At 67.0% G+C, this 24314-nt stretch carries 28 protein-coding genes; 6 read left to right on the forward strand and 22 right to left on the reverse strand.

Features of this window, described 5'->3' with window-relative positions; translation table 11 throughout:
• Positions 1-25 precede the first annotated feature (25 nt).
• From BVC93_RS30305 to BVC93_RS30320, 4 genes are all read right to left on the reverse strand, one after another.
• Positions 26-760 carry an ABC transporter ATP-binding protein gene (locus tag BVC93_RS30305; protein WP_083740629.1) on the reverse strand — a complete coding sequence of 245 codons (735 nt, stop codon included), beginning with the start codon at positions 758-760 and terminating at the stop codon, positions 26-28.
• 6 nt (positions 761-766) lie between these two features.
• Positions 767-1333, reverse strand: coding sequence for an ABC transporter permease (locus BVC93_RS30310; RefSeq protein ID WP_083740630.1), 567 nt, complete (start codon positions 1331-1333; stop codon positions 767-769).
• Positions 1330-2502, reverse strand: coding sequence for an FtsX-like permease family protein (locus tag BVC93_RS30315; protein ID WP_083740631.1), 1173 nt, complete (start codon positions 2500-2502; stop codon positions 1330-1332). Before BVC93_RS30315 ends, BVC93_RS30310 begins: the two co-directional genes overlap by 4 nt.
• Before the next feature lie 143 nt (positions 2503-2645).
• Positions 2646-4052: an amidase gene (locus BVC93_RS30320; protein ID WP_083741477.1), complete on the reverse strand. Its 1407-nt coding sequence runs from the start codon at positions 4050-4052 to the stop codon at positions 2646-2648.
• Positions 4053-4108: 56 nt separating this feature from the next.
• Between BVC93_RS30320 and BVC93_RS30325 the strand changes: the two genes are divergently transcribed.
• Entirely contained in the window at positions 4109-4816 is a 708-nt protein-coding gene (locus BVC93_RS30325) for a sensor domain-containing protein (RefSeq protein WP_192860142.1), read from the forward strand.
• 105 nt (positions 4817-4921) lie between these two features.
• On the opposite strand, the gene tsf is transcribed toward BVC93_RS30325, so the two are convergent.
• Together tsf and rpsB are read right to left on the reverse strand one after the other, a co-directional pair.
• Positions 4922-5749, reverse strand: coding sequence for a translation elongation factor Ts (tsf, locus tag BVC93_RS30330; protein WP_083740633.1), 828 nt, complete (start codon positions 5747-5749; stop codon positions 4922-4924).
• A 31-nt stretch (positions 5750-5780) separates the two neighbouring features.
• Complete coding sequence (gene rpsB, locus BVC93_RS30335) at positions 5781-6608, reverse strand: 30S ribosomal protein S2 (RefSeq protein ID WP_083740634.1); 828 nt, start codon at positions 6606-6608, stop codon at positions 5781-5783.
• Between the two features lie 305 nt (positions 6609-6913).
• Between rpsB and BVC93_RS30340 the strand changes: the two genes are divergently transcribed.
• Positions 6914-7405 carry a murein hydrolase activator EnvC family protein gene (locus BVC93_RS30340; RefSeq protein ID WP_083740635.1) on the forward strand — a complete coding sequence of 164 codons (492 nt, stop codon included), beginning with the start codon at positions 6914-6916 and terminating at the stop codon, positions 7403-7405.
• Here BVC93_RS30340 and BVC93_RS30345 read toward each other — a convergent pair.
• The 10 genes from BVC93_RS30345 to rplS form a co-directional block, all read right to left on the reverse strand.
• Positions 7389-8231 carry an alpha/beta fold hydrolase gene (locus BVC93_RS30345; protein WP_236950184.1) on the reverse strand — a complete coding sequence of 281 codons (843 nt, stop codon included), beginning with the start codon at positions 8229-8231 and terminating at the stop codon, positions 7389-7391. The two genes, BVC93_RS30340 and BVC93_RS30345, sit on opposite strands and share 17 nt — an antisense overlap.
• Before the next feature lie 105 nt (positions 8232-8336).
• Complete coding sequence (locus tag BVC93_RS30350; protein WP_083740637.1) at positions 8337-9254, reverse strand: tyrosine recombinase XerC; 918 nt, start codon at positions 9252-9254, stop codon at positions 8337-8339.
• A gap of 48 nt (positions 9255-9302) precedes the next feature.
• Positions 9303-10151, reverse strand: a complete 849-nt coding sequence (locus BVC93_RS30355; protein ID WP_083741478.1) for a siderophore-interacting protein — start codon at positions 10149-10151, stop codon at positions 9303-9305.
• Positions 10152-10343: 192 nt separating this feature from the next.
• Entirely contained in the window at positions 10344-11489 is a 1146-nt protein-coding gene (gene dprA, locus BVC93_RS30360; RefSeq protein WP_083740638.1) for a DNA-processing protein DprA, read from the reverse strand.
• On the reverse strand, positions 11486-12994 hold the full coding sequence (locus BVC93_RS30365) for a YifB family Mg chelatase-like AAA ATPase (RefSeq protein ID WP_083740639.1): 1509 nt from the start codon (positions 12992-12994) through the stop codon (positions 11486-11488). The genes dprA and BVC93_RS30365 overlap by 4 nt, the downstream gene beginning before the upstream one ends.
• Complete coding sequence (locus tag BVC93_RS30370) at positions 12994-13365, reverse strand: YraN family protein (RefSeq protein WP_083740640.1); 372 nt, start codon at positions 13363-13365, stop codon at positions 12994-12996. The genes BVC93_RS30365 and BVC93_RS30370 overlap by 1 nt, the downstream gene beginning before the upstream one ends.
• A 118-nt stretch (positions 13366-13483) precedes the next feature.
• The gene (locus BVC93_RS30375; protein ID WP_019346355.1) at positions 13484-13789 is read right to left on the reverse strand and encodes a DUF2469 domain-containing protein; all 306 of its coding nucleotides are present in this window, start codon (positions 13787-13789) and stop codon (positions 13484-13486) included.
• 43 nt (positions 13790-13832) lie between these two features.
• Positions 13833-14549 carry a ribonuclease HII gene (locus BVC93_RS30380; RefSeq protein WP_083740641.1) on the reverse strand — a complete coding sequence of 239 codons (717 nt, stop codon included), beginning with the start codon at positions 14547-14549 and terminating at the stop codon, positions 13833-13835.
• The gene (lepB, locus tag BVC93_RS30385) at positions 14550-15359 is read right to left on the reverse strand and encodes a signal peptidase I (protein ID WP_236950525.1); all 810 of its coding nucleotides are present in this window, start codon (positions 15357-15359) and stop codon (positions 14550-14552) included.
• Between the two features lie 100 nt (positions 15360-15459).
• Positions 15460-15801, reverse strand: a complete 342-nt coding sequence (gene rplS, locus BVC93_RS30390; protein ID WP_083740643.1) for a 50S ribosomal protein L19 — start codon at positions 15799-15801, stop codon at positions 15460-15462.
• A 332-nt stretch (positions 15802-16133) separates the two neighbouring features.
• Between rplS and BVC93_RS30395 the strand changes: the two genes are divergently transcribed.
• The gene (locus BVC93_RS30395; RefSeq protein ID WP_083740644.1) at positions 16134-17090 is read left to right on the forward strand and encodes a hypothetical protein; all 957 of its coding nucleotides are present in this window, start codon (positions 16134-16136) and stop codon (positions 17088-17090) included.
• Here BVC93_RS30395 and trmD read toward each other — a convergent pair.
• The 5 genes from trmD to BVC93_RS30420 form a co-directional block, all read right to left on the reverse strand.
• Complete coding sequence (trmD, locus tag BVC93_RS30400) at positions 17087-17764, reverse strand: tRNA (guanosine(37)-N1)-methyltransferase TrmD (protein ID WP_083740645.1); 678 nt, start codon at positions 17762-17764, stop codon at positions 17087-17089. The two genes, BVC93_RS30395 and trmD, sit on opposite strands and share 4 nt — an antisense overlap.
• A 12-nt stretch (positions 17765-17776) precedes the next feature.
• Positions 17777-18298 (reverse strand): ribosome maturation factor RimM, encoded by a 522-nt coding sequence (rimM, locus tag BVC93_RS30405; protein ID WP_083740646.1) that lies wholly within the window; start codon positions 18296-18298, stop codon positions 17777-17779.
• An 11-nt stretch (positions 18299-18309) separates the two neighbouring features.
• Positions 18310-18552 carry an RNA-binding protein gene (locus BVC93_RS30410; RefSeq protein ID WP_068916357.1) on the reverse strand — a complete coding sequence of 81 codons (243 nt, stop codon included), beginning with the start codon at positions 18550-18552 and terminating at the stop codon, positions 18310-18312.
• Entirely contained in the window at positions 18549-18986 is a 438-nt protein-coding gene (rpsP, locus tag BVC93_RS30415) for a 30S ribosomal protein S16 (protein WP_083740647.1), read from the reverse strand. The genes BVC93_RS30410 and rpsP overlap by 4 nt, the downstream gene beginning before the upstream one ends.
• Positions 18987-19151: 165 nt before the next feature.
• Complete coding sequence (locus BVC93_RS30420; RefSeq protein WP_083740648.1) at positions 19152-19571, reverse strand: nuclear transport factor 2 family protein; 420 nt, start codon at positions 19569-19571, stop codon at positions 19152-19154.
• A 119-nt stretch (positions 19572-19690) separates the two neighbouring features.
• Here BVC93_RS30420 and BVC93_RS30425 point away from each other — a divergent pair, with 119 nt between their 5' ends.
• The 3 genes from BVC93_RS30425 (at position 19691) to BVC93_RS30435 (ending at position 23235) form a co-directional block, all read left to right on the forward strand.
• Positions 19691-21292, forward strand: coding sequence for a diflavin oxidoreductase (locus BVC93_RS30425; RefSeq protein WP_236950185.1), 1602 nt, complete (start codon positions 19691-19693; stop codon positions 21290-21292).
• Positions 21293-21338: 46 nt separating this feature from the next.
• Positions 21339-22241, forward strand: a complete 903-nt coding sequence (locus BVC93_RS30430) for a D-alanyl-D-alanine carboxypeptidase family protein (protein WP_083740649.1) — start codon at positions 21339-21341, stop codon at positions 22239-22241.
• Between the two features lie 196 nt (positions 22242-22437).
• A complete protein-coding gene (locus BVC93_RS30435) occupies positions 22438-23235 on the forward strand; it encodes a D-alanyl-D-alanine carboxypeptidase family protein (RefSeq protein ID WP_083741480.1) in 798 nt (265 codons plus the stop codon).
• 10 nt (positions 23236-23245) lie between these two features.
• On the opposite strand, the gene BVC93_RS30440 is transcribed toward BVC93_RS30435, so the two are convergent.
• Positions 23246-24313, reverse strand: a complete 1068-nt coding sequence (locus BVC93_RS30440) for an amidohydrolase family protein (protein ID WP_083740650.1) — start codon at positions 24311-24313, stop codon at positions 23246-23248.
• Position 24314 lies beyond the last annotated feature (1 nt).

Consider the following 24314-nt stretch of genomic DNA (forward strand, 5'->3'; position numbering starts at 1 on the left):
ACTAGGGGGACCGAGGGAGGGTGAATCAGTTGATGATCTGTCCGTCTTTCATGCGGACAACACGGCTCGCTTCGTCGGCCACCGTGGGATCGTGGGTACTGGCGACCACGGTGACGCCCAGCGTCGAGCACAGGTCACGCAGCATGCGGACCACCGTTTCCCCCGTACGGTGATCCAGGTTGGCGGTGGGTTCGTCGGCGAGCACCAGCGTCGGATTGCTGATCAGCGACCGCGCAATGGCGGTGCGCTGCTGTTCCCCTCCTGACATCTTGGTGGGCTGATGGTTGATGCGATGGCTCAACCCCACCAGTTCGAGCAGTTCGGTGGCCCGCTTGCGCAGGGCCTTGCGGTCGTAGGGCTCGAACATCAGCGGCAGTTCCACGTTCTCGACCGCGGACAGGAACGGGATCAGGTTGTAACTCTGGAAGATGAACCCGATGGTGTCGTGGCGCAGCGCGGCGAACTGGCTCTCGGTGAGCTTGGAGGTGTCCTGGCCGGCCAGCATCACCGTGCCCTTCGTCGGCCGGTCCAAGCCGCCGATGATGTTCAGCAGGGTGGACTTGCCACTTCCGCTCGGGCCCATGAGGCACACGAATTCGCCTGGCATGACCTGTAGTTCGGCGGCCACCAGAGCCTTGACCACTTCATCACCCAGCTTGTGCAGCTTCCACACATCACTGATCTCGATGACGGGCTTCTGCGCCTTCTCGGTGTCGCCGAGGGCGCCGGTGGCGTCGGATTCCGCGTCCAATGCGGTCATTGTTGTCTAACCTCCTGCGGTCAGGGAACGGATGGGGGGACGCGACGCCGCGTTCCACGTGGGCACGATGCTGGTGGCGACGGCCGCCAGGATGCTGACGGCTATGGCGATCAGCACGCCGGCGAACATGCCGCCGTAGGAGATGCCGGTGCCCACCAAGCCGACCATCGCCAGGATCGCTCCGGTGAGCACCGCGAGGACGGCACCAAGGAGCGCGCCCAGTACAGCTGCGACAACGGGTTCCACCAGCAGCGCTGCCACCACGGGTCCGCGCGGGACGCCGTTGGCGCTGAGCACGCCGAGCTCGCGGGTGCGGTGGGCGATGGTCCTGGTGGTGGCCACCGCGACTTCGACCACACCGACCAGCAGCACAGTGACGGCGATCAGGATGACGGCCTTGTCGATCTCGTCGGCGTGTCCGAGGGTGGCCGATTGGGCGCTGATGCCGGCGGACATCCCGAAGACGAGCACCACCAGGAAGGCGCCGGTGGCGGTGGTGACGATGGGCAGCACCATCTCACCGATGCGTCGGCGTGCCGAAAGGTAACCGTAGGCAAGGCCTTTGCTGATCATCGCGCCTCCAGGAGAGCAACCGGCCGCTGTTGTAGTAGCCGGTGGACCGGTATCAAGGCACCGACGATGGCCATGGCAGGGAGGAAGGCTGCCACCATGGCCGAGGCCTGCAGCCACGCGGTGACAGTGGCGATGCCCGGGATCACCAGTGCCACAGCGGCTCCGGCACCGAGCACACCCACCAGGTAGGCGGCGATGAACACCATGAACGACTCGACGAGGAAGAAGTAGAGCACCTCGTCGGCCAGACCGATACTGCTCATGATGCCGAACTCGCGTTTGCGTTCCTGCACCGCCGCCAGGAACGACGACACCGCGATGACGAAGCCGAGGCCCAGGCCCACGATCGAGATCAAGCCCAGCGTGGAGCTGGTGACCTGGCCGGAGAACAGCGCGGAGAACCGCTGCTCGAAATTGAGCGGGCCCGAGCCGCCCAGCGTGTCGTAGATCAACCCGGCACCTGCGGGGTCGGGCTGAACCGCGGGGTCAGGGGTGGACGGTAGATCGACCTCGGCGCCGAACACCTGGGCCAGATCACGGCGCTTCTCCTGCCCTGCTGGGGCATAGACGGTCCACCATCCGTTGTCTCCGACCACCGACTCCGCAAGATCGGTCGACACGAGCATCGACTGCCCGACGCCTGAGGTGTCGACGGTCAGTTGCTTGCCGCCGACGCTGACCGTGCCGCCGGAGGCGACACCCAGACGGGCGGCCAGATCGGGCCCCAGAACCGCTACGCCGGAAGCAATCTCGTCGTTTCCGCGAAGCGAGACCGCCTGTCCGCCGATATCGGTGACACCGGAGATGGTGTGCACCCCGCGCCAGCCGTCAGGGATGGTGATGGCGGGGGCGGGCCCACCGGCCACCAGTGCCTGGGCTTCCTGGTCGAAGTGCACACCGGCGGCTGGTACTGCCCACAGTTGCGAGTCACCCAGTACGTCGGTCACCGAATCGGCGCCGGTGATCGCGAAACTGGCTGCGATGGTCCGAACCACGACGACGCAGGCGATGGCCAGCGCGATGCCGAGTACGGACAGCACGAAGCGTTCGGGTCTCCGGCGGATGTTGGCCAGCGCGAACCGTACGAGACACATGAAGGTGTTCCCGGAGGAGGCGGTGGCGATGTCCGGTGAGCGGGATGGGGTCGCTGTGGGCGCAGAGGTCTCCACAGCAGGAATGGTGAGATCGCCCTGTTTCCGGCAGTAGTCGCGCGGAATGTCGAATGCGTTAACTCGGGCAAGTCCGAGTTAAGACAGTGTGTCAGCCGAACAACGGATTTCGTTGCGTGGCGACACACGAGTGCACAGGAACCTCACAGATGCCGGAAAGGCTGCGCCTCTTCGATTTCGAAGGCCAACTCCAGCAGGCGCGCCTCCTCCCCCGCCCGCGCGGTGAACATCATCCCGACCGGCAGGCCTGCGGCCGACTCGGCCAGGGGCAGAGAGATCGCCGGATCACCGGTGACGTTCTGCAGTGGCGTGAAAGCCACCCAGTCCTCGAGCCTGCCGATGATCTGCTGGTAGTCCGCGGTGGGGTCCAGGTGTCCGATCCGGGGCGGTTCCTCGGTCAGCGTGGGAGTGAGCACGACGTCGTAACCACGCATCATTCGCTCAGTGTGCCTGCGGGTCAAGGCAAGTCGTGTCAGCGCTCCGGGCAGCCGGTGCAGGTTGCGAGCGGCGTGCCGCTCGAGGCCCAAGGTGAGGTTGTCGCATTTGGTCCGGTCGAAGGTCTGGCCGAACCGGCTTCGTCCGCCCCGCACCAGCGCCATCGCCAGCAGCGCCCAGTAGAGGACGAAGTCGTCGGCGAAGGTGGCCGGCACCGGAGGTGGCCCGTCATGGAACTCGACGCGGTGCCCGAGCCTTTCGAGCAGGGCCGCGGTTTCGGACGTCAGCTCGCGGACTTCGGCACCGCACGCCCGCTTCACCGAGTCGGTGAACACCGCCACCCGCAGCCGGGTACGGCCCGGCCCCGTGACGTCACCGATCGGCGGCAGTTTCGGGGTGCGCTGGGTGTGTTCGATCTCCCGGTAGAACGCTGCGGTGTCACGCACCGTCCTGGTCACCACCCCGTTGGCGACGATGCGGATCGGCATCTGGCGCACGTTGCGATCGAGTGGCAGTCGCCCCCGGGTCGGTTTGAGCCCCACCAACCCGTTGCAGGATGCGGGTATCCGGATCGACCCGCCGCCGTCGTTGGCGTGGGCGATGGGTACCACTCCTGCAGCCACCAACGCGCCGGCGCCCGAGGAGGACGCTCCCGCCGTGCGATCCAGACCCCAGGGGTTTCGGACCGGACCGAGTCGCGGGTGCTCGGCGGAGGCGCTGAAGCCGAATTCCGACATCTGGGTCTTCCCCAGCGGCACCAGCCCGGTCGCAAGATAGGCCCGGGCGAAATCACCGTCGGCGGACTCCAGCCGGGGCCGCCACGCGTCGGTTCCTTCCATGGTCGGCATCCCTGCGACCGCGACGTTGTCCTTGACGAAGGTGGGGACCCCGTCGAAGAACCCGCCGTAGCGCGTAGATGACGCGGCACGGGCCCTTGCCGTGTCGTAGGCACGATGGGCGATGCCGTTCAGCTCGGGGTTCACCGCCTCCGCGCGGGCGATGGCGGCAGCCACCACCTCCACGCGGCTGATCAGGCCGCGGCGGAGTGCGTCGACGACGCCCACGGCGTCGAGGTGGGCCAGGGCGTCATCGTCGAAGGCAGAGACACGGGTCACCTCCAGCACGCTAGCAATACACGTGTCCAATAAGAACCGTCGCGTACGGTGTCGTCGTGCTCCACAGCAACGGGATCCGGTGGCTCGCGGCCCTGTTGTGCGCCTGCGCTGCCACCGGCTGCAGCACCACCGTGCCCGGCGCTCCGGTGCCTGCGGGCGCCCACGGCGCCTCGAGTCGCGACGTGACGGTCAACGACCTACCGGATTTGCTCCTCAAGCCCGGGGAGTTCAACGACATCCTGGGCACCACCAACATGACCATCAGCGACACCTCTGAACGTGCGGTGGCACTCGACCCCGGCCAGACGGTCACCGGTGACGCCAGCTGCCTGGGCGCCGCGTTCTCGGCGATGGCCGATGTGTACCGCGGCACCGGATACGTCACCGCCCTGGGTCAGCGGGTCACACAACCCCAGGACGACGCCGCCTACATCGTCTTCCAGTTCGTGGCCCTCTACCCCGGGGCCGGCGGGGCGGAGCGGTTCGTCCGGGAGTCCGAGGAGACATGGCGGGTGTGTGCAGGCAGTCCGGTGAGCCTCAAACAATCCGACACGGTCACCGACACCTGGACCATCGGTGACACCGTGACCTGGCAGGGCATCGTATCGGTGGTCAACTACCAGGAAGGTGGCGACGGCTGGGCCTGCTCACGGTCGCTGGCCGCCAGATCCAATGTCGTCGCCGACGTGGCGGCCTGCGGTGACCGGGTGACCACCGACACCAGCGCCGCCATCGTCGCCGAGATCGTCAACAAGGTGCACTAGACAGAAAGAAGAAACCCCGCGTCGGCCGGGATCACCGGCCCCGGACGCGGGGTCTCTGTATCTGAGCGGATTGGTGTGCCGCTCAAGTAATAACCGGGTCGGTCGTCAGGCCTGACCGACCTCGAACCGCACGAAGCGGGTCACGGTAACGCCGGCCTCGTCGAGCAGCGCCTTGACCGACTTCTTGCTGTCGGACACCGACGGCTGATCCAGCAGCACGACATCCTTGTAGAAACCGGTGAGACGACCCTCGACGATCTTGGGCAGCGCCTGCTCGGGCTTGCCCTCGGACTTCGCGGTCTCCTCGGCGATGCGACGCTCGTTGGCGACGGTTTCGGCGGGCACCTCGTCACGCGTGAGGTACTTGGCCTTGAGGGCGGCGATCTGCAGCGCCACGGCGTGGGCTGCTTCCTTGCCCTTGGCCGCGTCCGCACTGGTGTACTCGACGAGCACACCGACGGCCGGCGGCAGGTCGGCTGCACGCTTGTGCAGGTAGACCTCGACGGTGCCGTCGAAGAAGGCGGCGCGACGCAATTCGAGCTTCTCGCCGATCTTCGCCGACAGGTCCGCCACGGCCTGCTCGACGGTGGAGTCACCCAGTTTGGCGGCCTTGAGCGCGTCGACATCGGTGGCCTTCGCCGCGACGGCGGCGGTCAGCACCTGGTCGGCCAGCGCCTGGAACTCCGCGTTCTTGGCCACAAAGTCGGTCTCTGAGTTGAGCTCGATCAGCGCACCGTCCTTGGCCGCCACCAGACCCTCGGCGGTGGCGCGCTCTGCGCGCTTGCCGACGTCCTTGGCACCCTTGATACGGAGCAGTTCGACAGCCTTGTCGAAGTCGCCGTCGGAATCGACGAGCGCGTTCTTCGAGTCGAGCATCCCGGCACCGGTCAGATCCCGCAGGCGCTTGACGTCGGCAGCGGTGTAGTTAGCCATGAAAGCCTCTCTCGGATCAGATCCGAACGAATCAGGAAGCGTCGGTGGTGGTCGTGGTCTCGGCGGACTCGGTGGCGGCACCGGTTGTGGCAGAGGCCAGCAACTCCTGCTCCCACTCGGCCAGGGGCTCGCCGGCAGCGGCTTCGGGCTTGCCGTCGCCGCTGGCGATTCCCGCGCGGGCCTGCAGACCCTCGGCGACCGCGGAGGCCACCACCTTGGTCAGCAGAGCGGCCGAGCGGATGGCGTCGTCGTTACCCGGGATCGGGTAGTTGACCTGGTCGGGATCGCAGTTGGTGTCCAGGATGGCGATAACCGGGATGCCGAGCTTGATGGCCTCGTTGATGGCCAGGTGCTCCTTGTTGGTGTCGACGATCCAGATGGCCGACGGCACCTTCTGCATGTCGCGGATACCGCCGAGGCTGCGCTCCAGCTTGTTCTTCTCACGCGTGAGCATGAGGATTTCCTTCTTGGTGCGTCCCTCGAAGCCGCCGGTCTGCTCCATGGCCTCGAGTTCCTTGAGGCGCTGCAGACGCTTGTGGACGGTGGAGAAGTTGGTGAGCATGCCGCCCAGCCAGCGCTGGTTCACATACGGCATGCCGACGCGGGTGGCCTCATCGGCGATGGATTCCTGCGCCTGCTTCTTGGTGCCGACGAACAAGACGGTGCCACCGTGGGCGACGGTCTCCTTGACGAACTCGTACGCCTTGTCGATGTAGGTCAGCGTCTGCTGCAGGTCGATGATGTAGATGCCGTTGCGGTCGGTGAAGATGAACCGCTTCATCTTGGGGTTCCAGCGACGGGTCTGATGCCCGAAGTGGGCGCCGCTGTCAAGCAGCTGCTTCATGGTTACAACAGCCATGGTTGTGCCCAGCTTTCATTGTCGGTTGTCGTCCGGCACCGGTTGATGCCGAACCCTGGCGTCTGCGTCCATGCCGGACCCGTGGTTCACACGGGACCGCCGGCAGGATGGTGCAACCTTGAACTGTTGTCCGAGAACGACAGGCGAGGGCTGCGTCGCAGGCGCGCGAAGTCAACTCACTGATGCGAGTTGCGGATAGAAGTTTACACCCTGCTAACAGGTGCTTTGTCCACACAGCGGAGCTGATCCCCAACCGGTGACACCATGACTGGCGCCCACCGTGGCCGACGCGCTGAACTGCACCGATGCGGGCTGTCCTGGTCATTCTGGCACTTCTTGGTGCTACGTGCGCCGCGCCGGCCGCCGCCGAGGCCACCCGACTGCAGTGGCCGCTGCGGCCCCGTCCTGCGGTGCTGCGAGCGTTCGACCCACCTTCCCCGAACTGGAAGCCGGGCCACCGCGGCGTCGACCTCGCCGGTGCAGACGGGCAAGCGGTGCTGGCCGCCGCACCGGCGCGAGTGGTGTTCGCCGGCACACTCGCCGGCCGTCCGCTGGTCTCGCTGGAGCATCCCGGCGGGCTGCGGACCAGCTACGAGCCGGTAGTGGCCGTGGTGCGGATGGGGCAGCAGGTGAGCACCGGCACCCCGATCGGCACCCTGCTGCCGGGTCACGCGGGCTGCGGGGCGCCGGTCTGCCTGCACTGGGGCGCGATGTGGGGGCCTTCGTCGCGGGCCGATTACGTGGACCCGCTGGATCTGTTGACCTCGACTCCTGTTCGCCTCAAACCGCTGCCATGAAGCTCAGCATCGCGTCGAGCACCACCACCGGCTGGTCACGCTGCACCCAGTGCCCTGCGCCGGGGACGATCTGCAGCCGCGCCTCGGGGATCAGCGACTGGGCTTCGACGGCCCTGGCGACGGGCACCCCGGAGTCGCGGTCGCCGTGGATGATCAGCGCAGGCGGCGCGAAACCCGGCAGCCGGTCGCGATAGTCGGTGGTCAAGCGGTCCCAGCGGATCTGCTCTCGCTGCCACTGGGCGAAGCTGCCCAGTCCAACGCCGGCTCGGGCGGCGGCTCTGACCTCCGCGAGCAACTGCGCCGTGCGCTGCTCAGGCGAACGGATCAGCGACGCCATACTCGCGTCCAGGGCGGAGTTGCTGCGAGCCGTCGCCTTCGACAGGGCAGTCAGCAGCCCGGTGCGCACCATCGCCCAGGTCAGCAGCTGACGTGCCGGCGAGAAGAGGCCGTCGCTCAGGCGCGGCATGATGCCGTAGCTGCCCAGCAGGATGGCCCCGCGCACCGTATCGGGGCGCGCCAGCGAGTGGCCGATGGTCATTCCACCGCCCAACGAGAGGCCGGCCACCACATACGTCTTCAGCCCCAGAGTGTCGACGAATTCCCCGACGTAGTCGACGAGACCTTGTTGGGTGGCCGGCCCGGGAGCACTCGCGCCGTAACCGGGATGATCCGGCGCAAGCACCCGGTACCCGGCCGTCGCCAACTGCGGCCCCAGTCCGCCCCACGACAAGGCGGCGCTGTCCACCCCGGCTCCGTGCAGCAGGACCACTGTCCGCGCCGCGGGGCCACCGGACCATTCGAGGTAAGAGACGGGGCCCCAGGACAATTCGACGTGTTCTCGGTTGGCGTCGATGACGAAAGTCCTTTCTGCCGTGGCCTTCCCTGCGCGGTCTCACCAGCCCACGGACCCTGACCCACCGCCACTGAGGGCCTATGCGCGTGGATGGGCCTGGTCGTGAACCGCCCGCAGCCGCGACACCGTCACGTGGGTGTAGAGCTGGGTGGTGGCCAGGGTCGAATGCCCCAACAATTCCTGCACGATGCGCAGGTCCGCACCACCTTCGAGCAGGTGGGTGGCCGCGCTGTGGCGCAGTCCGTGCGGACCCATGTCCGGGGCGTTGGAAACCGCCGTCAACGTCTGATGCACCACGGTGCGCGCCTGGCGAGCGTCCAGGCGTCCGCCGCGCGCCCCCAGCAGCAGCGCCGGGCCGGAATTGCGGTTCAGCAGTGCCGGTCGGCCGTCCGCCAGCCAGGCTCGCACCGCGTCCTCGGCGGGTTCACCGAACGGTGCGGTGCGCTGCTTGTTGCCCTTGCCGAGCACCCGCAGCAGCCGGCGCGGCAGGTCCACGTCGTCGACGTCGAGTCCGCACAGTTCGCTGACTCGGATTCCGGTGGCGTAGAGCAGCTCGACGATCAACCGATCCCGCAGCGCCAACGGATCGCCTTGCTGCGCACCGAGTTCAGCGGCAGCCATCGCAGCCAGCGCCTGGTCCTGGCGCAGTACCGACGGCAGTGACCGGTGGGCTTTGGGCATCTGCAGGCGCGTAGCGGGATCGTTGTCGAGCAGTCCGCGCCGTAGCGCCCATGCAGTGAACGTCTTGACCGCAGACGTGCGTCTGGCCAGTGTGGTGCGGGCCGCACCGGCAGCTGCCTGGGCGGCCAACCAGGCGCGCAGCACCGGCAGGGTCAGCGTCGTCAGCCCCGCGCCCGGGTGCCTGTCGGTGACGAACTCGAACAGTGCACGCAGGTCACCGAGGTAGGCGCGCTGGGTGTGCGGTGAGCGGCCACGTTCGAGCGCCAAGTACTCGGCGAACTCGTCGAGAACCGGGTCGAAGTCGAAAGCCTGCACTCCCCTACGGTGTCAGACCGTAGGGGTCCCGCGCCTGCTCGACACGCCTCAGCTGTCGGTTCCCTCGGCTTTGGCCAGTTCCTGCTTCCACTGCCGGAAGGTCTCCTCGGTGCGGCCGCGACGCCAGTAACCGGAGATGGACGCCCACTTGGCGTCCACACCGCGTTCCTTGCGGATGTACGGACGCAGGTTGTGCATGACCACCTGCGCTTCACCATGGATGAACACGTGCACCTGACCGGGCAGCCACGCAGCGTTCTTCACCGCCTCGATCAATGGCGCATGGTCGCCGGCGTTGTCATCGGGCACCAGATCGGCGCGGCCACCGCGGTAAATCCAGTGCACGTGGACACCTTCGGGCGCTGGGAACGACACCTCGTCGTCAGGACCGGCGACCTCGATGAACACCTGCCCCACCGCGTCGGCGGGCAGCGCCGCGACGGCGGCGCTGATGGCAGGGATGGCGGACTCGTCGCCGGCGAGCAGGTGCCAGTCGGCGGCCGGGTCGGGTGCGTAGGCGCCGCCGGGACCCATCAGATAGACGGCCTCGCCGGGCTGGACCTTGCCCGCCCAGGCTCCGGCGATGCCGTGCTCGCCGTGGGTGACGAAGTCGATGGCGATCTCCCTGGCCTGGGGATCGGCCCAGCGCACTGTGTAGGTGCGCAGCGTGGGCTGCTCGTTGGCGGGCAGCTTCTTGAAGCTGTCCAAGGTCAGCGGCGTTTTCAGCTTCGCGATGTCGACTGCCGGGGGGATGAAGGCGATCTTGACGTAGGAGTCGGTGAACTCGCTGGGTGTGAAGGTTCTGAAGCCATTGCCACCGAGGATCACTCGCACCATATGCGGTGCCAGTTGCTCGGTACGTACTACCTCGAATGCGTGCAGTGGTCGGCCCGCCACATCGCCTCCCATCGTCGTTTGCTTGCTCTGAATCGACTATACGAGCAGCAGCCCCGGCAACGGGTTGGTCCGTGGCGGGGTGCGGCCCAGCTCACCCGCCGATCCGCTGGCCGCGATTCATTACATGAGCCCGCCGACCGGCTCGACCGGCGGTAGCCAGCGGCCCCGCCTGCCAGACGAAGGTCGTGAACCTCAGCCTCGTGCCCTGTTGAGTCGCCACCTCCCCCCGTCGCTGCGCACCAATCCGTCGAGTTCCAGCAGCGCCAGCTGACCCATCACCTGCGGCACCGGCATCCCCGCGCCCACGGCGATCTCCTCGAGAGTAAGCGTCCCGCGCCGCGGCAGCGCCTCGTACACGCGGTGTTGCTCCGGTGTCAGGGTGTCCAGCGGCGTGACGGGATGTTCTGGCTCCTCGGCCAATTCACCGATGTGTCCCATCACCTCGACGATCTCCTGTGCCCGGGTGACCAGGACGGCGTCGCCGTCGTTGCGCAGCAGCTGATGACAGCCGGCCGACGCCGACGAGGTCACCGGCCCCGGCACCGCGCAGACGGTGCGCCCCAGCGAGCGTGCCCACGCAGCGGTGTTGGCCGCTCCGCTGCGCAATCCAGCCTCCACGACTACGGTTGCGCCAGACAGGGCTGCCACCAGGCGGTTTCGCGTCAGGAACCGGTGGCGCGCCGGTCGCACTCCCGGTGGATACTCGCTGAGCAGCAACCCGTTGGTCGCGACCCTGTGCAGCAATGCCGAATGCCCGGCCGGGTAAGGCACGTCGATCCCGCCGGCGAGGACGGCAACCGTCACACCCTCGCAGGCCAAAACCGTGCGATGGGCGGCGCCGTCGATACCGAAGGCTCCGCCGGAGACCACAGCCACCCCGGACTCCACCAGCCCCGCGCTGAGGTCCGCGGCCATCTGTTCGCCATAGGCGGTGCACGCGCGGGTGCCCACGACAGCGGCCGCACGCCGCGAGATGTCATCGGCGTTCTCCGGGCCGATGGCCCACAGCACCAACGGTGGGTGCTCGTCGGAGCGGCGTTTGCGCGCTGGCTTCGACACGGTGAAGGGGTGCACCGCCCAGGCCGGCCACTCCCCCTCGTCATCCGCGGTTATCAGCCGGCCGCCCCGGCGCTGGAGGAGGTCCAGATCATCAGCAGCACAGTCGATGTCACGTCGCGCTTCGACCAGGGCGTCCAGTTGTGACGAGACCGCACCACGTCGCACCCGGTCAGCGGCTTCCACCACGCCCACGGCCGCCACCAATTCGGCCAATGGCGCGCATGGTGGTTCGGCGACTCTCGACAGATATGCCCAAGCCAACTGCTCGACGCGGGTCATCGGCCCGCCCCCGACTGGCGGAAACCCAATGCCATCGCCACGTCGTCGGTGTTCGGCCTGTCCCGGCCGGCGAGATCGGCCATGGTCCACGCCACCCGCAGACAACGATCCACGCCCCGGATGCTGATCAGGCCACGACCCATCGCATTGCTCAGCGGCGCCATCGTGTGTTTGTCCAGGCGATAGCGTTGTCGCAGAAGAACTCCGCTGACTTCGGCATTGGTACTGATACCGTGCCGCTTCCAGCGTTGGGCGGCAGCCTGCCTGGCTGCCCAGACACGTTGGCGCACCGCTGCAGTGGGCTCGCAGTCCTCGGTGGTGTAGGCCGTGGTTCGGACCGGTTCCAGTTCCACCCGCAGGTCGACACGATCCATCAGCGGACCGGACAGCTTGCCCAGGTATCGGCGTTTGGATGCTGCCGGACAGATGCAGTCACGGGAATCCGGCGGCGCGCACGGGCACGGGTTGGCAGCCAACACCAACTGAAAGCGCGCCGGGTAGCGCGCCACTCCGTCGCGGCGGGCCAGCCGTACCTCGCCCTCTTCCAACGGCGTTCGCAGTGCCTCGAGTACCGAGGTGCCGATCTCTGCGCACTCGTCGAGGAAGAGCACTCCGCGGTGGGCGCGACTGATGGCGCCGGGGCGTGCCATCCCTGATCCTCCACCCACCAGCGAGGCCAGACTCGAGGTGTGGTGCGGGGCCTCGAACGGCGGCCTGGTCACCAACGGCGTCGACTCCGACAGCACTCCCGCCACCGAATGAATGGCCGTCACCTCCAACGACTCCGATTCCGTCAACGACGGCAATAGCCCCGGAAGACGCTGCGCCAGCATCGTTTTCCCCACTCCGGGCGGACCCGTCATCATCACATGGTGGGCACCGGCGGCGGCCACCTCGATCGCCAGCCGCGCCCGCGCCTGACCCACTACATCCGCCAGATCCACCGACGCCTCGACCGTCGATGCCGCAACCTGCACCCGGCCCGCCAAGTGGCCACCGTCCAGCCACTTCCGGAACTCGTTGAGGCTGCCCACTCCCAGCACCTCGATGCCGTCGACCAGACTGGCCTCCGCCAGGTTGTCAATCGGCACCACCGCCGTCTTCCACCCCTGCCGCTGCGCGGCCAACAGCGACGGCAAAACCCCACGCACCGGTCGCACCCGACCATCGAGAGCCAATTCCCCCAGCAGCACGCCTTTTTCGAGTCGATGCCACGACTTCCCACCTTCGGCTGACATCACCGCCGCCGCCAAAGCCAAGTCGTACACCGACCCGACCTTGGGCAACGTCGCCGGCGACAACGCCAACGTCAACCGCGACATCGGCCACGTGGCCCCACTGTTGGTGATCGCCGAACGCACCCGATCCCGTGACTCCTGTAACGCCACGTCCGCCAACCCGACCAGATGCACCCCCGGCAGGCCACTGTTGATATCGGCCTCGATCTCCACGGTCTCCCCGGCCAGCCCCCGCACCGCCATCGAGAACGCCCGACCCAGCGCCATCACCCCACCCCCATCACATACGAAAGCTCCGGCTCCCGTGTGCGCCCCACCCGCACCCCGACGACATCGATCCGCACACACGCCCACCGACGATCCTGGGCGGCCAGCCACAACGCCGCCAACCGCCGCAACCGACGGACCTTGGCGGCCGTCACCGCCTCAGCCACCCCACCGAACCCGTCACCCGAGCGTGTCTTCACCTCCACGAACACCACCGTGTCCGACACCGGGTCAGCGGCCACCACATCCAACTCGCCGTACCGGCACCGCCAGTTCCGGTTCAGGATCACCCACCCCGAGGCCACCAAATGATCCACCGCGCACTGTTCACCGTATGCGCCCAACTGCGCCCGCGTCCACGAATCCGTCATGCACGCAGACTGCGACCACCCTCCGACACAACGTCGACGCCAACCCCGGGAATCGGCCCCATACACCCCAGTTATCCACAGTCAGAACAACATCCACAGGGCCCGCGGCCCAGGCGGACTACTCCGGAAGCCGCAGCTCGGGTTTTTCGACCTCTTCGATGTTGACGTCCTTGAAGGTGATGACCCGGACCTGCTTGACGAACCGCGCAGGCCGGTACATGTCCCACACCCAGGCGTCGGCCAGGCGCAGCTCGAAGTACACCTCGCCGTCGGAGTTGCGCGGTATCAGCTCGACGCTGTTGGCCAGGTAGAAGCGGCGTTCGGTCTCCACGACGTAACTGAACTGTCCGACGATGTCCTTGTACTCGCGGTACAGCGAGAGCTCCATCTCGGTTTCATACTTCTCGAGATCTTCAGCGCTCATCGGTCCAGCTGTCCTTCATGTCGATCAATCCCCTCATCTTGTCCTACCCGAGTTCACTGCGCTGCTCCAGCGCGGGATCGCAGCCGTCAGCGAGTTCCACCACCTGGCCACCGGCGACCCGGCGCACGTTGATGAACGAATGTCGGTGCTGCGCCGACGGGCCGAGCTTGACCAGGGCTTCGGTGTGCGCGGCCGTGCTGTAGCCCTTGTGGACGGCGAAACCGTACCCCGGATGCTCGCGGTCCATCGCCACCATCAGCCGGTCTCGGCTCACCTTGGCCAGCACACTTGCCGCGGCGATACACGCCGCGGCGGCATCACCGGAGATCACCGGCAGCGACGGCATCGGCAGGCCGGGCACCCGGAACCCGTCGGAGAGCACGTATCCCGGCTTCAACGACAGCCCGGCCACCGCACGGCGCATGCCTTCGATGTTGGCGACGTGCACACCCCGGCGGTCTACTTCCGTCGACGGGATGAACACCAGGTGATAGGCCAGCGCATACCGCTTGATCAGCGGGAAAAGCCGTTCGCGTTCTTTTTCGTTGAGCTTCTTGGAATCATCGAGCCGAGCCAGGCTGGTCAGTTTGTTGGGTCCCAGCACACAGGCCGCCACCACCAGCGGACCCGCGCAGGCGCCCCGCCCAACTTCGTCCACACCGGCCACCGGCCCCAGCCCGCTGCGATACAGCGCGGACTCCAGCGTGCGCAGACCCGCCGACTTGCGGATCACAGTGCGCGGCGGCCAGGCAGCAGGCACTCAAGCACCCTGCGACGACGTCGAGCTTTCTTGTGGATTCACCGTCGTCACGCCACCCCAGCGCGACGGCGGCCACGCGATGAACCGCGCCTTACCGATGACGTTCTCCACCGGGATGGTGCCGTTCATGGGGTCGCCCGTGCAGATGAGACCGTTCTGCGCGTCGGCGGGCGAGCTGGTGCAGTGCGCGCGGGAATCCGCCGAGTGGGTTCGGTTGTCACCCATCACCCACAGCCGATTCTCCGGCACGGTGACGGGACCGAACTCGTTGCCCAGACAGGGGTAGATGGCCGGGTCGGCCATCATGGTGTTCGGGTCGAGATACGGCTCGTCGAGCTTCTTGCCGTCCACGGTCAGGCCGGTGTCGGCGCGGCATTCGACGGTCTGACCGCCAACAGCGATGACGCGCTTGACCAGATCATTCTGGTCCGGCGGCACAAAACCGACAAACGACAGCGCGTCCTGCACCGTACGGATGGCGGGGTTGTCCGACCGGATCGATTTGTAGCCGACACTCCACGACGGCGGCCCCTTGAAGACGATGACGTCCCCGGGCGCCGGGTCGGTGAAGCGGTAGCTCAGCTTGTCGACCATGATCCGGTCACCGACGCAGCCCGCGCAGCCGTGCAACGTCGGCTCCATCGATTCCGAAGGAATCAGGTACGGCCGCGCGATGAACGTCAGCATCACGTAATAGAGAACCAACGCGATACTGACAAGAATCGCACCCTCACGCAGAGCGGACTTCTTCTTCTTGGGCTTCTTGTCGTCGGCGCTGCGATCGACCTCATCGGCCGCCGGGTCGATCAACTCATCAGCCCGGTCGGCCGAGTCCTCGGTGTCGGTCACGGCATCAGCGTAGTCAGCATGTCCCGCAGCGGGAGTACGCGGCGCCGCAGAGCGCGCAAACTCAGCGCTTTTCCTTGATCTTGGCCTTCTTGCCGCGCAGCTCACGCAGGTAGTACAGCTTGGCGCGACGGACGTCACCGCGGGTCAGCACCTCGACCTTGTCGAGGTTGGGCGAGTGCACCGGGAAGGTGCGCTCCACGCCGACGCCGTAGCTCTCCTTGCGGACGGTGAAGGTCTCACGGATGCCACCGCCCTGCCGGCGGATGACGACACCCTTGAAGACCTGGATGCGCTCCTTGGTGCCCTCGATGACCTTCACGTGCACGTTCACGGTGTCGCCGGGGCCGAAGGCCGGGATGTCGTCGCGCAGCGACGCCTGGTCGACGAAGTCCAGCGTGTTCATCGGTGACTCTTCCTTGCGGTCGCGGCTATGGACTACACCCAGCACACTTGTGCCGGGCGGATCCGTAGCCGATGGGTGGGGCTTTCGGTGTGTGCCTTAGGTCTGTCACGCAGCAGGCGGTGCTACCAGCCCACGCAGACAACTTGTCAATTGTGCCAGACGCGACGCATGCAGTGAAATCGCGTCGTCAGCGGCGTTGCGGACCATACCAGCGAGCCTGCCTGACCACGCGCATGTGCAAAGAAACCACTAGTCTGGTTTTCTCGGGCAGGGCTTGACACCAACAGGCCACAGGACCCGATCCCAGACATATACACGCACTCAGGAGCAGCATGCGTTCGCGGGCGTCGAACCTGGTGAAGGCCGACAATCTTGTGAAAGCAACTGTCGCCGTCACCAGTGCCGCGTTGATCGCAGCCTGTGCCGGATGCGAAGCCCGGGTCTACGGCTCCACCGGCCAGCATCTTTCCGATGCCCCACAGATGTCGGTGGTGGCCCCGCAGGCGCCCGCGGACGTGGCTCCGGCCCCCGTCGTCGCACCCCCGGCCTCGTTCACCGGATTGCAGGCCCGCGCCGATCAGGCGGTGGCCGCGGCCGCCGATGAGGGTGCCGACGTCGCCGTCATGGTGCTGGATCGGGAAACCCGTCAACAGGTTTCCGCGGGACGCACCACGGGCTGGGCCACTGCCTCGGTGGTCAAGCTGTTCATCGCCGACGATCTGCTGCTGCGCCAGCCGGACCTCTCCCCCGACGATCGCCAGCTGCTGGATTTGATGCTGCGCTCCTCGGATGACAGTGCAGCCGAGACATTTTGGAACCGCGGCGGCGGCAGCGCGATCGTGAATCGTGTCACGGCGCGATACGGACTGACCGAGACGTCACCTCCGAACAACGGCCGCTGGTTCAACACCATCACCTCGGCCGCCGATCTGATCAAGTACTACGACATGATGCTGGCCGGTACCGGCGGCCTGCCGCGCGAACGCGCCGGCATCATCATGGCCGATCTCGCCGCGTCGACCCCCACCGCCCCGGACGGCACCCAACCAGGGGGTATCTATCCGCAGCGCTTCGGGATTCCCGAGGGCCTGCCCGCCGAACGTGTTGCGGTGAAACAGGGTTGGATGTGCTGCATCGGCGGCGACTGGATGCACCTGTCCACCGGCGTGCTCGGTGTCGACCGGCGCTACCTGATGGTCATCTATGCGTTGCAGCCCGTGGGTGCGACGGCGGCGCGCGAAACCATCACCGAGGCGGTCCGGTCCATCTTCCCCGCCGGGCGGGTTTAGCGCAGCAGATCGGGACGACGCTCCCGCGTGCGTTCTTCCGCTGCTTCCCGGCGCCAGCGCTCGATGCGGGCATGATCGCCGGACAGCAGTACTGCGGGCACATCCAGGTCCCGCCAACTCGGCGGCCGCGTGTAGCTGGGACCTTCGAGCAATCCGTCCGAATGTGAATCCTCTTGATGCGACTTCGGATTGCCGATGACATCAGGCAGGAGCCGGATGACGGCCTCCAGCATCACCAGGGTGGCCACTTCCCCACCGTTGAGCACGTAGTCCCCGATGGACACTTCTTCGACCCGCATGCGCCGGGCGGCGTCGTCGGCCACCCGCTGGTCGATGCCCTCGTAGCGGCCGCAGGCGAACACCAGATGCCGCTCGGCGCTCCAGCGGGCAGCGGTGGCCTGGTCGAACAGCCGCCCCGCCGGGGTGGGAACCACCAGAAGGGTTTCGGCGGAACAGATTTCATCAAGAGCCGCACCCCAGACGGGTGCCTTCATCACCATGCCGGGCCCGCCGCCGTAGGGCGAGTCGTCGACCGACCTGTGCACGTCGTGGGTCCAGCGCCGCAGGTCGTGGACACCGAGCTCGATCCGCCCGCTCTCGATGGCCTTGCCGGGCAGTGCCTGCCTCAGCGGCGCCAGGTAATCGGGGAAGATGGTGATGACGTCAATGCGCACTCGGGCCCAGCCTCATTCGAGGTCCAGCAGGCCTTCGGGCGGGTCGATCTCGATCAGACCGTCGGCCAGCGACACGGTCGGCACGAACGCCGCGATGAACGGGACGAGTTTCTCCGCACCGTCCGGCGTCTTGATCGACAGCAGTTCTCCCGCGGCGGTGTGCAACACCTCGGTGACGGTGCCGATGTCCACTCCCGCGACGGTCCGTACGGCCAGCCCTTCGAGCTGGTGGTCGTAGAACTCGTCGGGGTCGGTGATGGGTGGCAGATCCTCGGATTCGACCAGGAACAGCGTGCCACGCAGGGAGTCCGCGGTGTCCCGGTCGCCGATGCCGGACAGCCGGACCAGCAGCCGTCCGCCGTGCTCACGGACACTGTCGATGAGGTACTCGCGCTCGGCCTTGCCGCGAGATGCCCTGCCGCGCAGAACTTTGCCCTTCGTGAAGCGGCCGCCGGGATCGTCGGTGCGCACCTCGACGACCACCTCACCGGTGACGCCGTGCGCCTTGACGATACGACCGACGACCAACTCCACGAACGTGCGACCTACTGGTCGGTGTCCACCACGTCGACGCGGATCCCGCGGCCGCCGATACCGGCGACCAGGGTGCGCAACGCGGTGGCGGTACGTCCGCCGCGACCGATGACCTTGCCCAGGTCCTCGGGGTGCACGTGCACCTCGACGGTACGACCACGGCGGTTGGTCACCATGTCGACGCGGACGTCATCGGGGTTGTCGACGATCCCGCGGACCAGATGCTCCACGGCGTCGACGACGACAGCGCTCATTCGGCAGCGTCGGCGGTCTCGGCAGGTGCCTCGGCGTCAGCCTTGGGGGCCTTCTTCTTCTTGGGGGTGATGGCCTCGTTGGCCGGGCCACCGTCGGCCTGCGCCAGAGCGGCGTTGAACAGGTCGAGCTTGCTGGGCTTGGCTTCCTTGACCTTCAGGGTGCCCTCAGCGCCGGGCAGGCCCTTGAACTTCTGCCAGTCGCCGGTGATCTTCAGCAGAGCCAGGATGGGCTCGGTGGGCTGGGCGCCGACGCCGAGCCAGTACTGGGCACGCTCGGAATCGATCTCGATCAGGCTCGGCTCTTCCTTGGGGTGGTAGCGGCCGATGACCTCGATGGAGCGGCCGTCGCGGCGAGAGCGCGCGTCGGCGATGACGATGCGGTACTGGGGATTGCGGATCTTGCCGAGCCGGGTCAGCTTGATTTTCACAGCCATGGAAAAGAAAACTCCTGTTTGAGTGCCACGCTGCAATTCAGCGATCAGGGCAGATGACCCTGATCCGGTTTTGCCTCACGTGTGTGACCGCCGCACAGCCTGAGTCGTACGGCAGACAGCCGACCATTGTGCCAGAGCAACCTGCCCGGACAGAAATCACGCCTGCTAGATCAGTTTGTCGAAGCACTTCGTTTCGACACGGCGGGTCATCCGCCAGCCGTCGGCGGTGCGCAGGAATTCGTCGTCGTACCAGAGCCCGCAGAACAGGACCTGCTTGCGATCTGCGTCGAGCACCATCGGGTTGAAGCAGATCACCCGAGAGGAGGCGGTGTCGCCATCGAAGGTGATCGACAGGTTGCCCAGCATGTGCGAGTAGGCCGGAAAGTTGGGCAAGACCTCCGACAACCACGCCTTGACCTCGGGATACCGGCCGTCGATACCTCCCATGGCGCGGTAGTCGATGTAGGCGTCCGCGGTGAACACCGCGTCCAGGTCGTCGAAGCGGCGGTTGTCGATGGCAGTCGAGTAGTCGACGAGCAGCTGCTGGATCTCCAGGCGGTCGGAGATCTCCTCGAGGCTGAGCATGGAAGACAATTCAACACTCCCGGTAGCGAAACCGGCCAGGAAAGGGACCAACCCATTCGACACACACTCCAAGTAAGGTCGCCCTAACTTAGGCGATCCTCAGTGATTGGAGTGGACCGTTGCCTGACCCGTTCTCCCTGCTCGTCGGATACGGCAGCGAAACCGGTGGCGCCGAACAACTTGCGGGCCAATTCGCCGTCGCCGCCAAAGCGCTCGGCATCGATGTCACCCCTGTCGAACTCAACGCCGTCGACGCGGTGAAGCTGGCCGCCGCCACGCATTTTGTCGCGATCACCGCCACCTACGGCGAAGGCGAGTTCCCCTACAACGCCCACCTGTTCTGGGACCTGCTGGAAGGCTTCGATGCCAGCAGCGCACCGAAGCCTTTTGAGCATCTGAGCTTCGCCGTCCTCGGCCTGGGCGACAAGTACTACATCGACTTCGCGAACGCCGGAAAGCTGCTCGACGCCCGCCTCGAGGAACTGGGCGCCACCCGGCTCACAGCCCGCGTCGACTGCGATGTCGACTTCGACGCCGACGCCGCCGCCTGGACCGCCGGCCTGATCGAACTGCTTCCCTGTGTCGACGAGCCGGTCAGCTCCGCCGCCGACCCGGTCGATTCACCGCAGTGGCATCGCGGCAATCCCTTCACCGCAGCGCTGGTGTCCAGACAACTGCTCACCGAAGCGGACTCCCAGGACGAGGTGTGGCACTACGAGCTGGATCTGGCCGGCAGCGGGCTGACGTATCAGTCCGGTGATTCGATAGGCGTGCACCCGGTCAACGACCCCACACTGGTGAAGGCGGTGCTGACCCGGCTGGGCCGCAGCGCCGACGACACCGTGCCCGGCCACGATCAACCGCTGGGCACGCTGCTGGCCGAGCATTTCGAGATCCGCACACCGTCCCGAGACCTGCAGGCACTGGTCGCGGACCGCACCGCCGATACCGAGGCTGCCGCAGCTCTGCGCAGCGACGACCCCGCGACGCTGGAGTCCTGGCTCTACGATCGCGATCTGCTCGATCTGCTGGACCTGGCCGAGCTCCGCGCAGACGAGGTACTGAGCACGCTGCGACCGTTGCAGCACCGCGACTACTCGATCGCCTCCAGCCCGCACATCCATCCCGAGCGGGTGCACCTGACCGTGGCCACCGTGCGCCACCACCGCGGCGGCCGCGCCCGTGCGGGCGTCGCCTCCGGGTATCTGGCCGACCACGCCGAGCAGGTCCGGCTGCACCTCGTGCCCAATTCCGGCTTCCGGCTGCCCGCCCCGGACGTCCCGATCATCATGGTGGGCCCGGGCACCGGTATCGCGCCGTTCCGGGCCTTCCTGCAGGAGCGCCGGGCCACCGCGGCCACCGGCAAGGCGTGGCTGTTCTTCGGACACCGGCACCACGCCACCGATTTCCTGTACCGCCAGGACCTGCAGGACTTCCTGGAGACCGGCGTGTTGAGCCGGCTGAATCTCGCCTTCTCCCGCGACGGGCACGACGCGAAGTACGTCCAGCACCACATGCTGACTCACGCCGCGGATCTGTTCGCCTGGCTTCAGGAGGGGGCGCACCTCTACGTGTGCGGTGACGCATCACGGATGGCACGCGACGTCCACCACACGTTGCACCAGATCGTTGCTTCCGCAGGCGGTTTGGACGCCGACGCCGCCCGCGCCTATGTCGACGAGCTCACCAGAGCGCACCGCTACTGCCGAGATGTGTACTGACGTCCACTTCTGAGGAGCCCGACCTCAAGGGTTAGGCTGCCTCTTCATGCGCAAGCTGCTGACGAGTGTGGCGGTCACCTTGAGTCTGGCATTGATCTTGGCTCTGGTGGCATTTGCGCCGTCGTCGGAGGCTCAGCCCCTCAGCGACATCACGGTGGTTCAACCCGTGGGCTCGGTGCCGGTGCCCGACGGACCTGCCCAGGCCTGGATCATCGCCGACATGGACACCGGACAGGTGTTGGCCGCCCGCAACGAGAACAACACCTACGCGCCGGCGAGCACCATCAAGACTCTGCTGGCCCAGGTGATCCTCGACGAAGTGCCGATGGACTCCACGATCGTGGCCGACGAGGCGGACACCCGCGTCGAGTGCAACTGCGCCGGTGTGCTGCCCGGGCACACCTACACGGCCCGGCAACTGCTCGAGGGCCTGCTGCTGGTGTCGGGTAACGACGCCGCCAACACCTTGGCGCGCATGGTCGGCGGCACCGATGCGGCGGTGGCCAAGATGAACGCCAAGGCCGTCTCGCTGGGCGCCCACGGCACCAGCGCCGGGTCCCCGTCGGGCATCGACGGCCCCGGCATCAACATCTGGTCCACGCCGCACGACCTCGCGGTCATCTTCCGCTCGGCCATGACGTACCCGGTGTTCGCCCAGATCGTCGCGCAGCCCACCGCGGTGTTCCCCAGCAAGACCGGCGACCGTGTGCTGGTCAACCAGAACGAACTACTGCACCGCTACCCCGGAACCCTCGGCGGCAAAACCGGTTTCACCGACCTGGCGCGCAAGACCTACGTGGCGGCCGCATCCCGCAACGGCCGCCGGCTGGTGATCGCCATGATGTTCGGTCTGGTGGTCGAGGGCGGACCCACCTACTGGGATCAGGCGGGCGCACTGCTGGATTGGGGCTTCACCCAGAACAGCGGCGCCGGCATCGGTGTGCTCTGAGCTCGGTCGCCGAGGCGGGTGTGGGGGTCCCCCAGCGGAGCGAGGGGGAGGACGAGCCCGGGGGCGAGCGGGCCGAGCTAGGTGTCTGAGCACCGGAAGTTGCTGATTCGCAACCGTTTCGAGATCAGCACCGCACGCACAGTGGTTACGCTCGGCGGTCGTGCCCCAAGGTCTGCTCGCGCTGATCGTGTCTCTGATGCTGGTGGCGGTGCTGGGGGCGGGTCCGGCCGCCGCCGCTCCCCCGGTGGGGGCGGTGACCACCGCTCCGGACGGTCCGGCGCAGTCGTGGATGGTCGCCGACATGGACACCGGCACCATCCTGGCCGGTAAGAACCCCACCGCCGCCTCGGCACCGGCCAGCACCATCAAGGTGCTGCTGGCAATGACCGTGCTCGACCACCTGGACCCCAACAACTTCGCCAGGGCCGCACCGGTGCACACCCAGGTCGAGTGCTCGTGCGTGGGTCTGGTGCCCGGTCAGGCCTACACCACCACGCAGTTGTTGGCGGCCATCCTGATGGTGTCGGGCAATGACGCCGCGAACATGCTCGGCGACATGCTCGGCGGCTACCGGGCGGCGATCATGCGGATGAACGCCAAGGCCCAGTCCGTCGGCGCAACCAGCACCCGCGCGCTGTCACCGTCGGGCCTGGACGGACCCGGCTGGGAATCGCTCACCACGCCAAGGGATCTGGGCGTCATCTTTCGAGCCGCACTGTCCTATCCCCTGCTGGCGCAGATCATGCGTTCCCCGTCGGCGCAGTTTCCCAGCCGCGACGGCGTCAAGACGATCCACAATCAGAACCAGCTGCTGGAGCGCTATCCCGGTGCACTCGGCGGGAAAACGGGTTTCACCAATCTGGCGGGCAAGACCTACGTGGGTGCCGCCCAGCGCGGCGACCGCCGACTGGTGGTGGTGCAGATGAAGGGCAGCGGCGATCTCTACGGCCAGGCCATGGCGCTGCTGGACTGGGGTTTCGCCCAGCCCCGTTGACAGGCGGCTGCTAGAACACCCGGCCGCGCAGGATCACCACGTCCGGCGCGCTCAGCACAGCCGCACTGGTTCGCGGATCCTCGGCGAAGCACAGCAGATCCGCTGACGCGCCGTGCTCCAGACCGGGGCGGCCCAGCCAGCTGCGCGCGGTCCACGATGCCGCCCCGAGCGCTTCGTCGGCACTCATCCCGATGGTCTTGAGCGCCTCTACCTCATCGGAGATGCGCCCGTGAGCCAGCATGCCGCCGGCGTCGGTACCCGCGTAGATCGGGATGCCGGCATCGTGGGCCGCCGCCAGACGTGCCCCGCTACGGGCGTACAGATCGTGCATGTGGGCGGCGTAGACGGGATACTTCGTGGCCGCCGCAGCGATGTTGGGGAAGTTCTCGGTGTTGATCATCGTGGGCACCAGAGCGGTGCCGTGGGAAAGCATCAGCTCGATGACCTCGTCGGTGATGCCGGTGCCGTGCTCGATGCAGTCGATGCCGGCGTTGATCAACCCCGGCAGCGCATCCTCACCGAAGACGTGCGCGGTGACCCGGGCACCCTCGGCGTGGGCGGCGTCGATGGCAGCTTTGAGAATCTCATCGGACCACAGCGGCGCCAGATCACCGACCCCGCGGTCGATCCAATCCCCCACCAGCTTCACCCAGCCGTCGCCGAACCGGGCTTGTGCGGCCACCACGTCGGGCAGCTGCGATTCGTCCTCGATGTCGATCGGCAGGCCGGGAATGTAGCGCTTGGGCTTGGCGATGTGCTTTCCCGCCCGGATGATGCGGGGCAGGTCCTCGCGGTCGTCGATGAAGCGGGTGTCGATGGGTGATCCGGCGTCGCGTAGCAGCAGGGCGCCCACGGCGCGGTCCGCCTCCGCCTGGGTGACGGCCTCCTCGACCGAGGTGGGCCCACCCGGCCCGAGGCCGACATGGCAGTGGGCGTCCACCAGTCCAGGGATGATCCAGCCCCCGTCGAAGACGGTGTCGGCGCCTGACACCGGCTCCGCTGACAGCCGGCCGTCCACCACCCACCAGTCCACGAGCTCACCGCCGGGCAGCTCGATACCCCGCAGGTGCAGCCGCACG

Origin of the sequence: Mycobacterium sp. MS1601 (genome assembly GCF_001984215.1) — a bacterium.
Lineage (GTDB): Bacteria > Actinomycetota > Actinomycetes > Mycobacteriales > Mycobacteriaceae > Mycobacterium.

Excerpts from the sequence above, each read along its gene's own strand:
- BVC93_RS30395 (WP_083740644.1), top strand. The coding sequence starts at position 16,134 with ATGCGTTCGCGGGCGTCGAACCTGGTGAAGGCCGACAATCTTGTGAAA.
- dprA (WP_083740638.1), bottom strand. The coding sequence starts at position 11,489 with ATGACCCGCGTCGAGCAGTTGGCTTGGGCATATCTGTCGAGAGTCGCC.
- tsf (WP_083740633.1), bottom strand. The coding sequence starts at position 5,749 with ATGGCTAACTACACCGCTGCCGACGTCAAGCGCCTGCGGGATCTGACC.
- rplS (WP_083740643.1), bottom strand. The coding sequence starts at position 15,801 with ATGAACACGCTGGACTTCGTCGACCAGGCGTCGCTGCGCGACGACATC.
- BVC93_RS30375 (WP_019346355.1), bottom strand. The coding sequence starts at position 13,789 with ATGAGCGCTGAAGATCTCGAGAAGTATGAAACCGAGATGGAGCTCTCG.
- BVC93_RS30310 (WP_083740630.1), bottom strand. The coding sequence starts at position 1,333 with ATGATCAGCAAAGGCCTTGCCTACGGTTACCTTTCGGCACGCCGACGC.
- BVC93_RS30435 (WP_083741480.1), top strand. The coding sequence starts at position 22,438 with ATGCTGGTGGCGGTGCTGGGGGCGGGTCCGGCCGCCGCCGCTCCCCCG.
- BVC93_RS30410 (WP_068916357.1), bottom strand. The coding sequence starts at position 18,552 with ATGAGCGCTGTCGTCGTCGACGCCGTGGAGCATCTGGTCCGCGGGATC.
- rpsB (WP_083740634.1), bottom strand. The coding sequence starts at position 6,608 with ATGGCTGTTGTAACCATGAAGCAGCTGCTTGACAGCGGCGCCCACTTC.
- BVC93_RS30340 (WP_083740635.1), top strand. The coding sequence starts at position 6,914 with ATGCGGGCTGTCCTGGTCATTCTGGCACTTCTTGGTGCTACGTGCGCC.
- rpsP (WP_083740647.1), bottom strand. The coding sequence starts at position 18,986 with ATGGCTGTGAAAATCAAGCTGACCCGGCTCGGCAAGATCCGCAATCCC.
- BVC93_RS30430 (WP_083740649.1), top strand. The coding sequence starts at position 21,339 with ATGCGCAAGCTGCTGACGAGTGTGGCGGTCACCTTGAGTCTGGCATTG.
- BVC93_RS30365 (WP_083740639.1), bottom strand. The coding sequence starts at position 12,994 with ATGGCGCTGGGTCGGGCGTTCTCGATGGCGGTGCGGGGGCTGGCCGGG.
- BVC93_RS30420 (WP_083740648.1), bottom strand. The coding sequence starts at position 19,571 with ATGCTCAGCCTCGAGGAGATCTCCGACCGCCTGGAGATCCAGCAGCTG.
- BVC93_RS30305 (WP_083740629.1), bottom strand. The coding sequence starts at position 760 with ATGACCGCATTGGACGCGGAATCCGACGCCACCGGCGCCCTCGGCGAC.
- BVC93_RS30370 (WP_083740640.1), bottom strand. The coding sequence starts at position 13,365 with ATGACGGATTCGTGGACGCGGGCGCAGTTGGGCGCATACGGTGAACAG.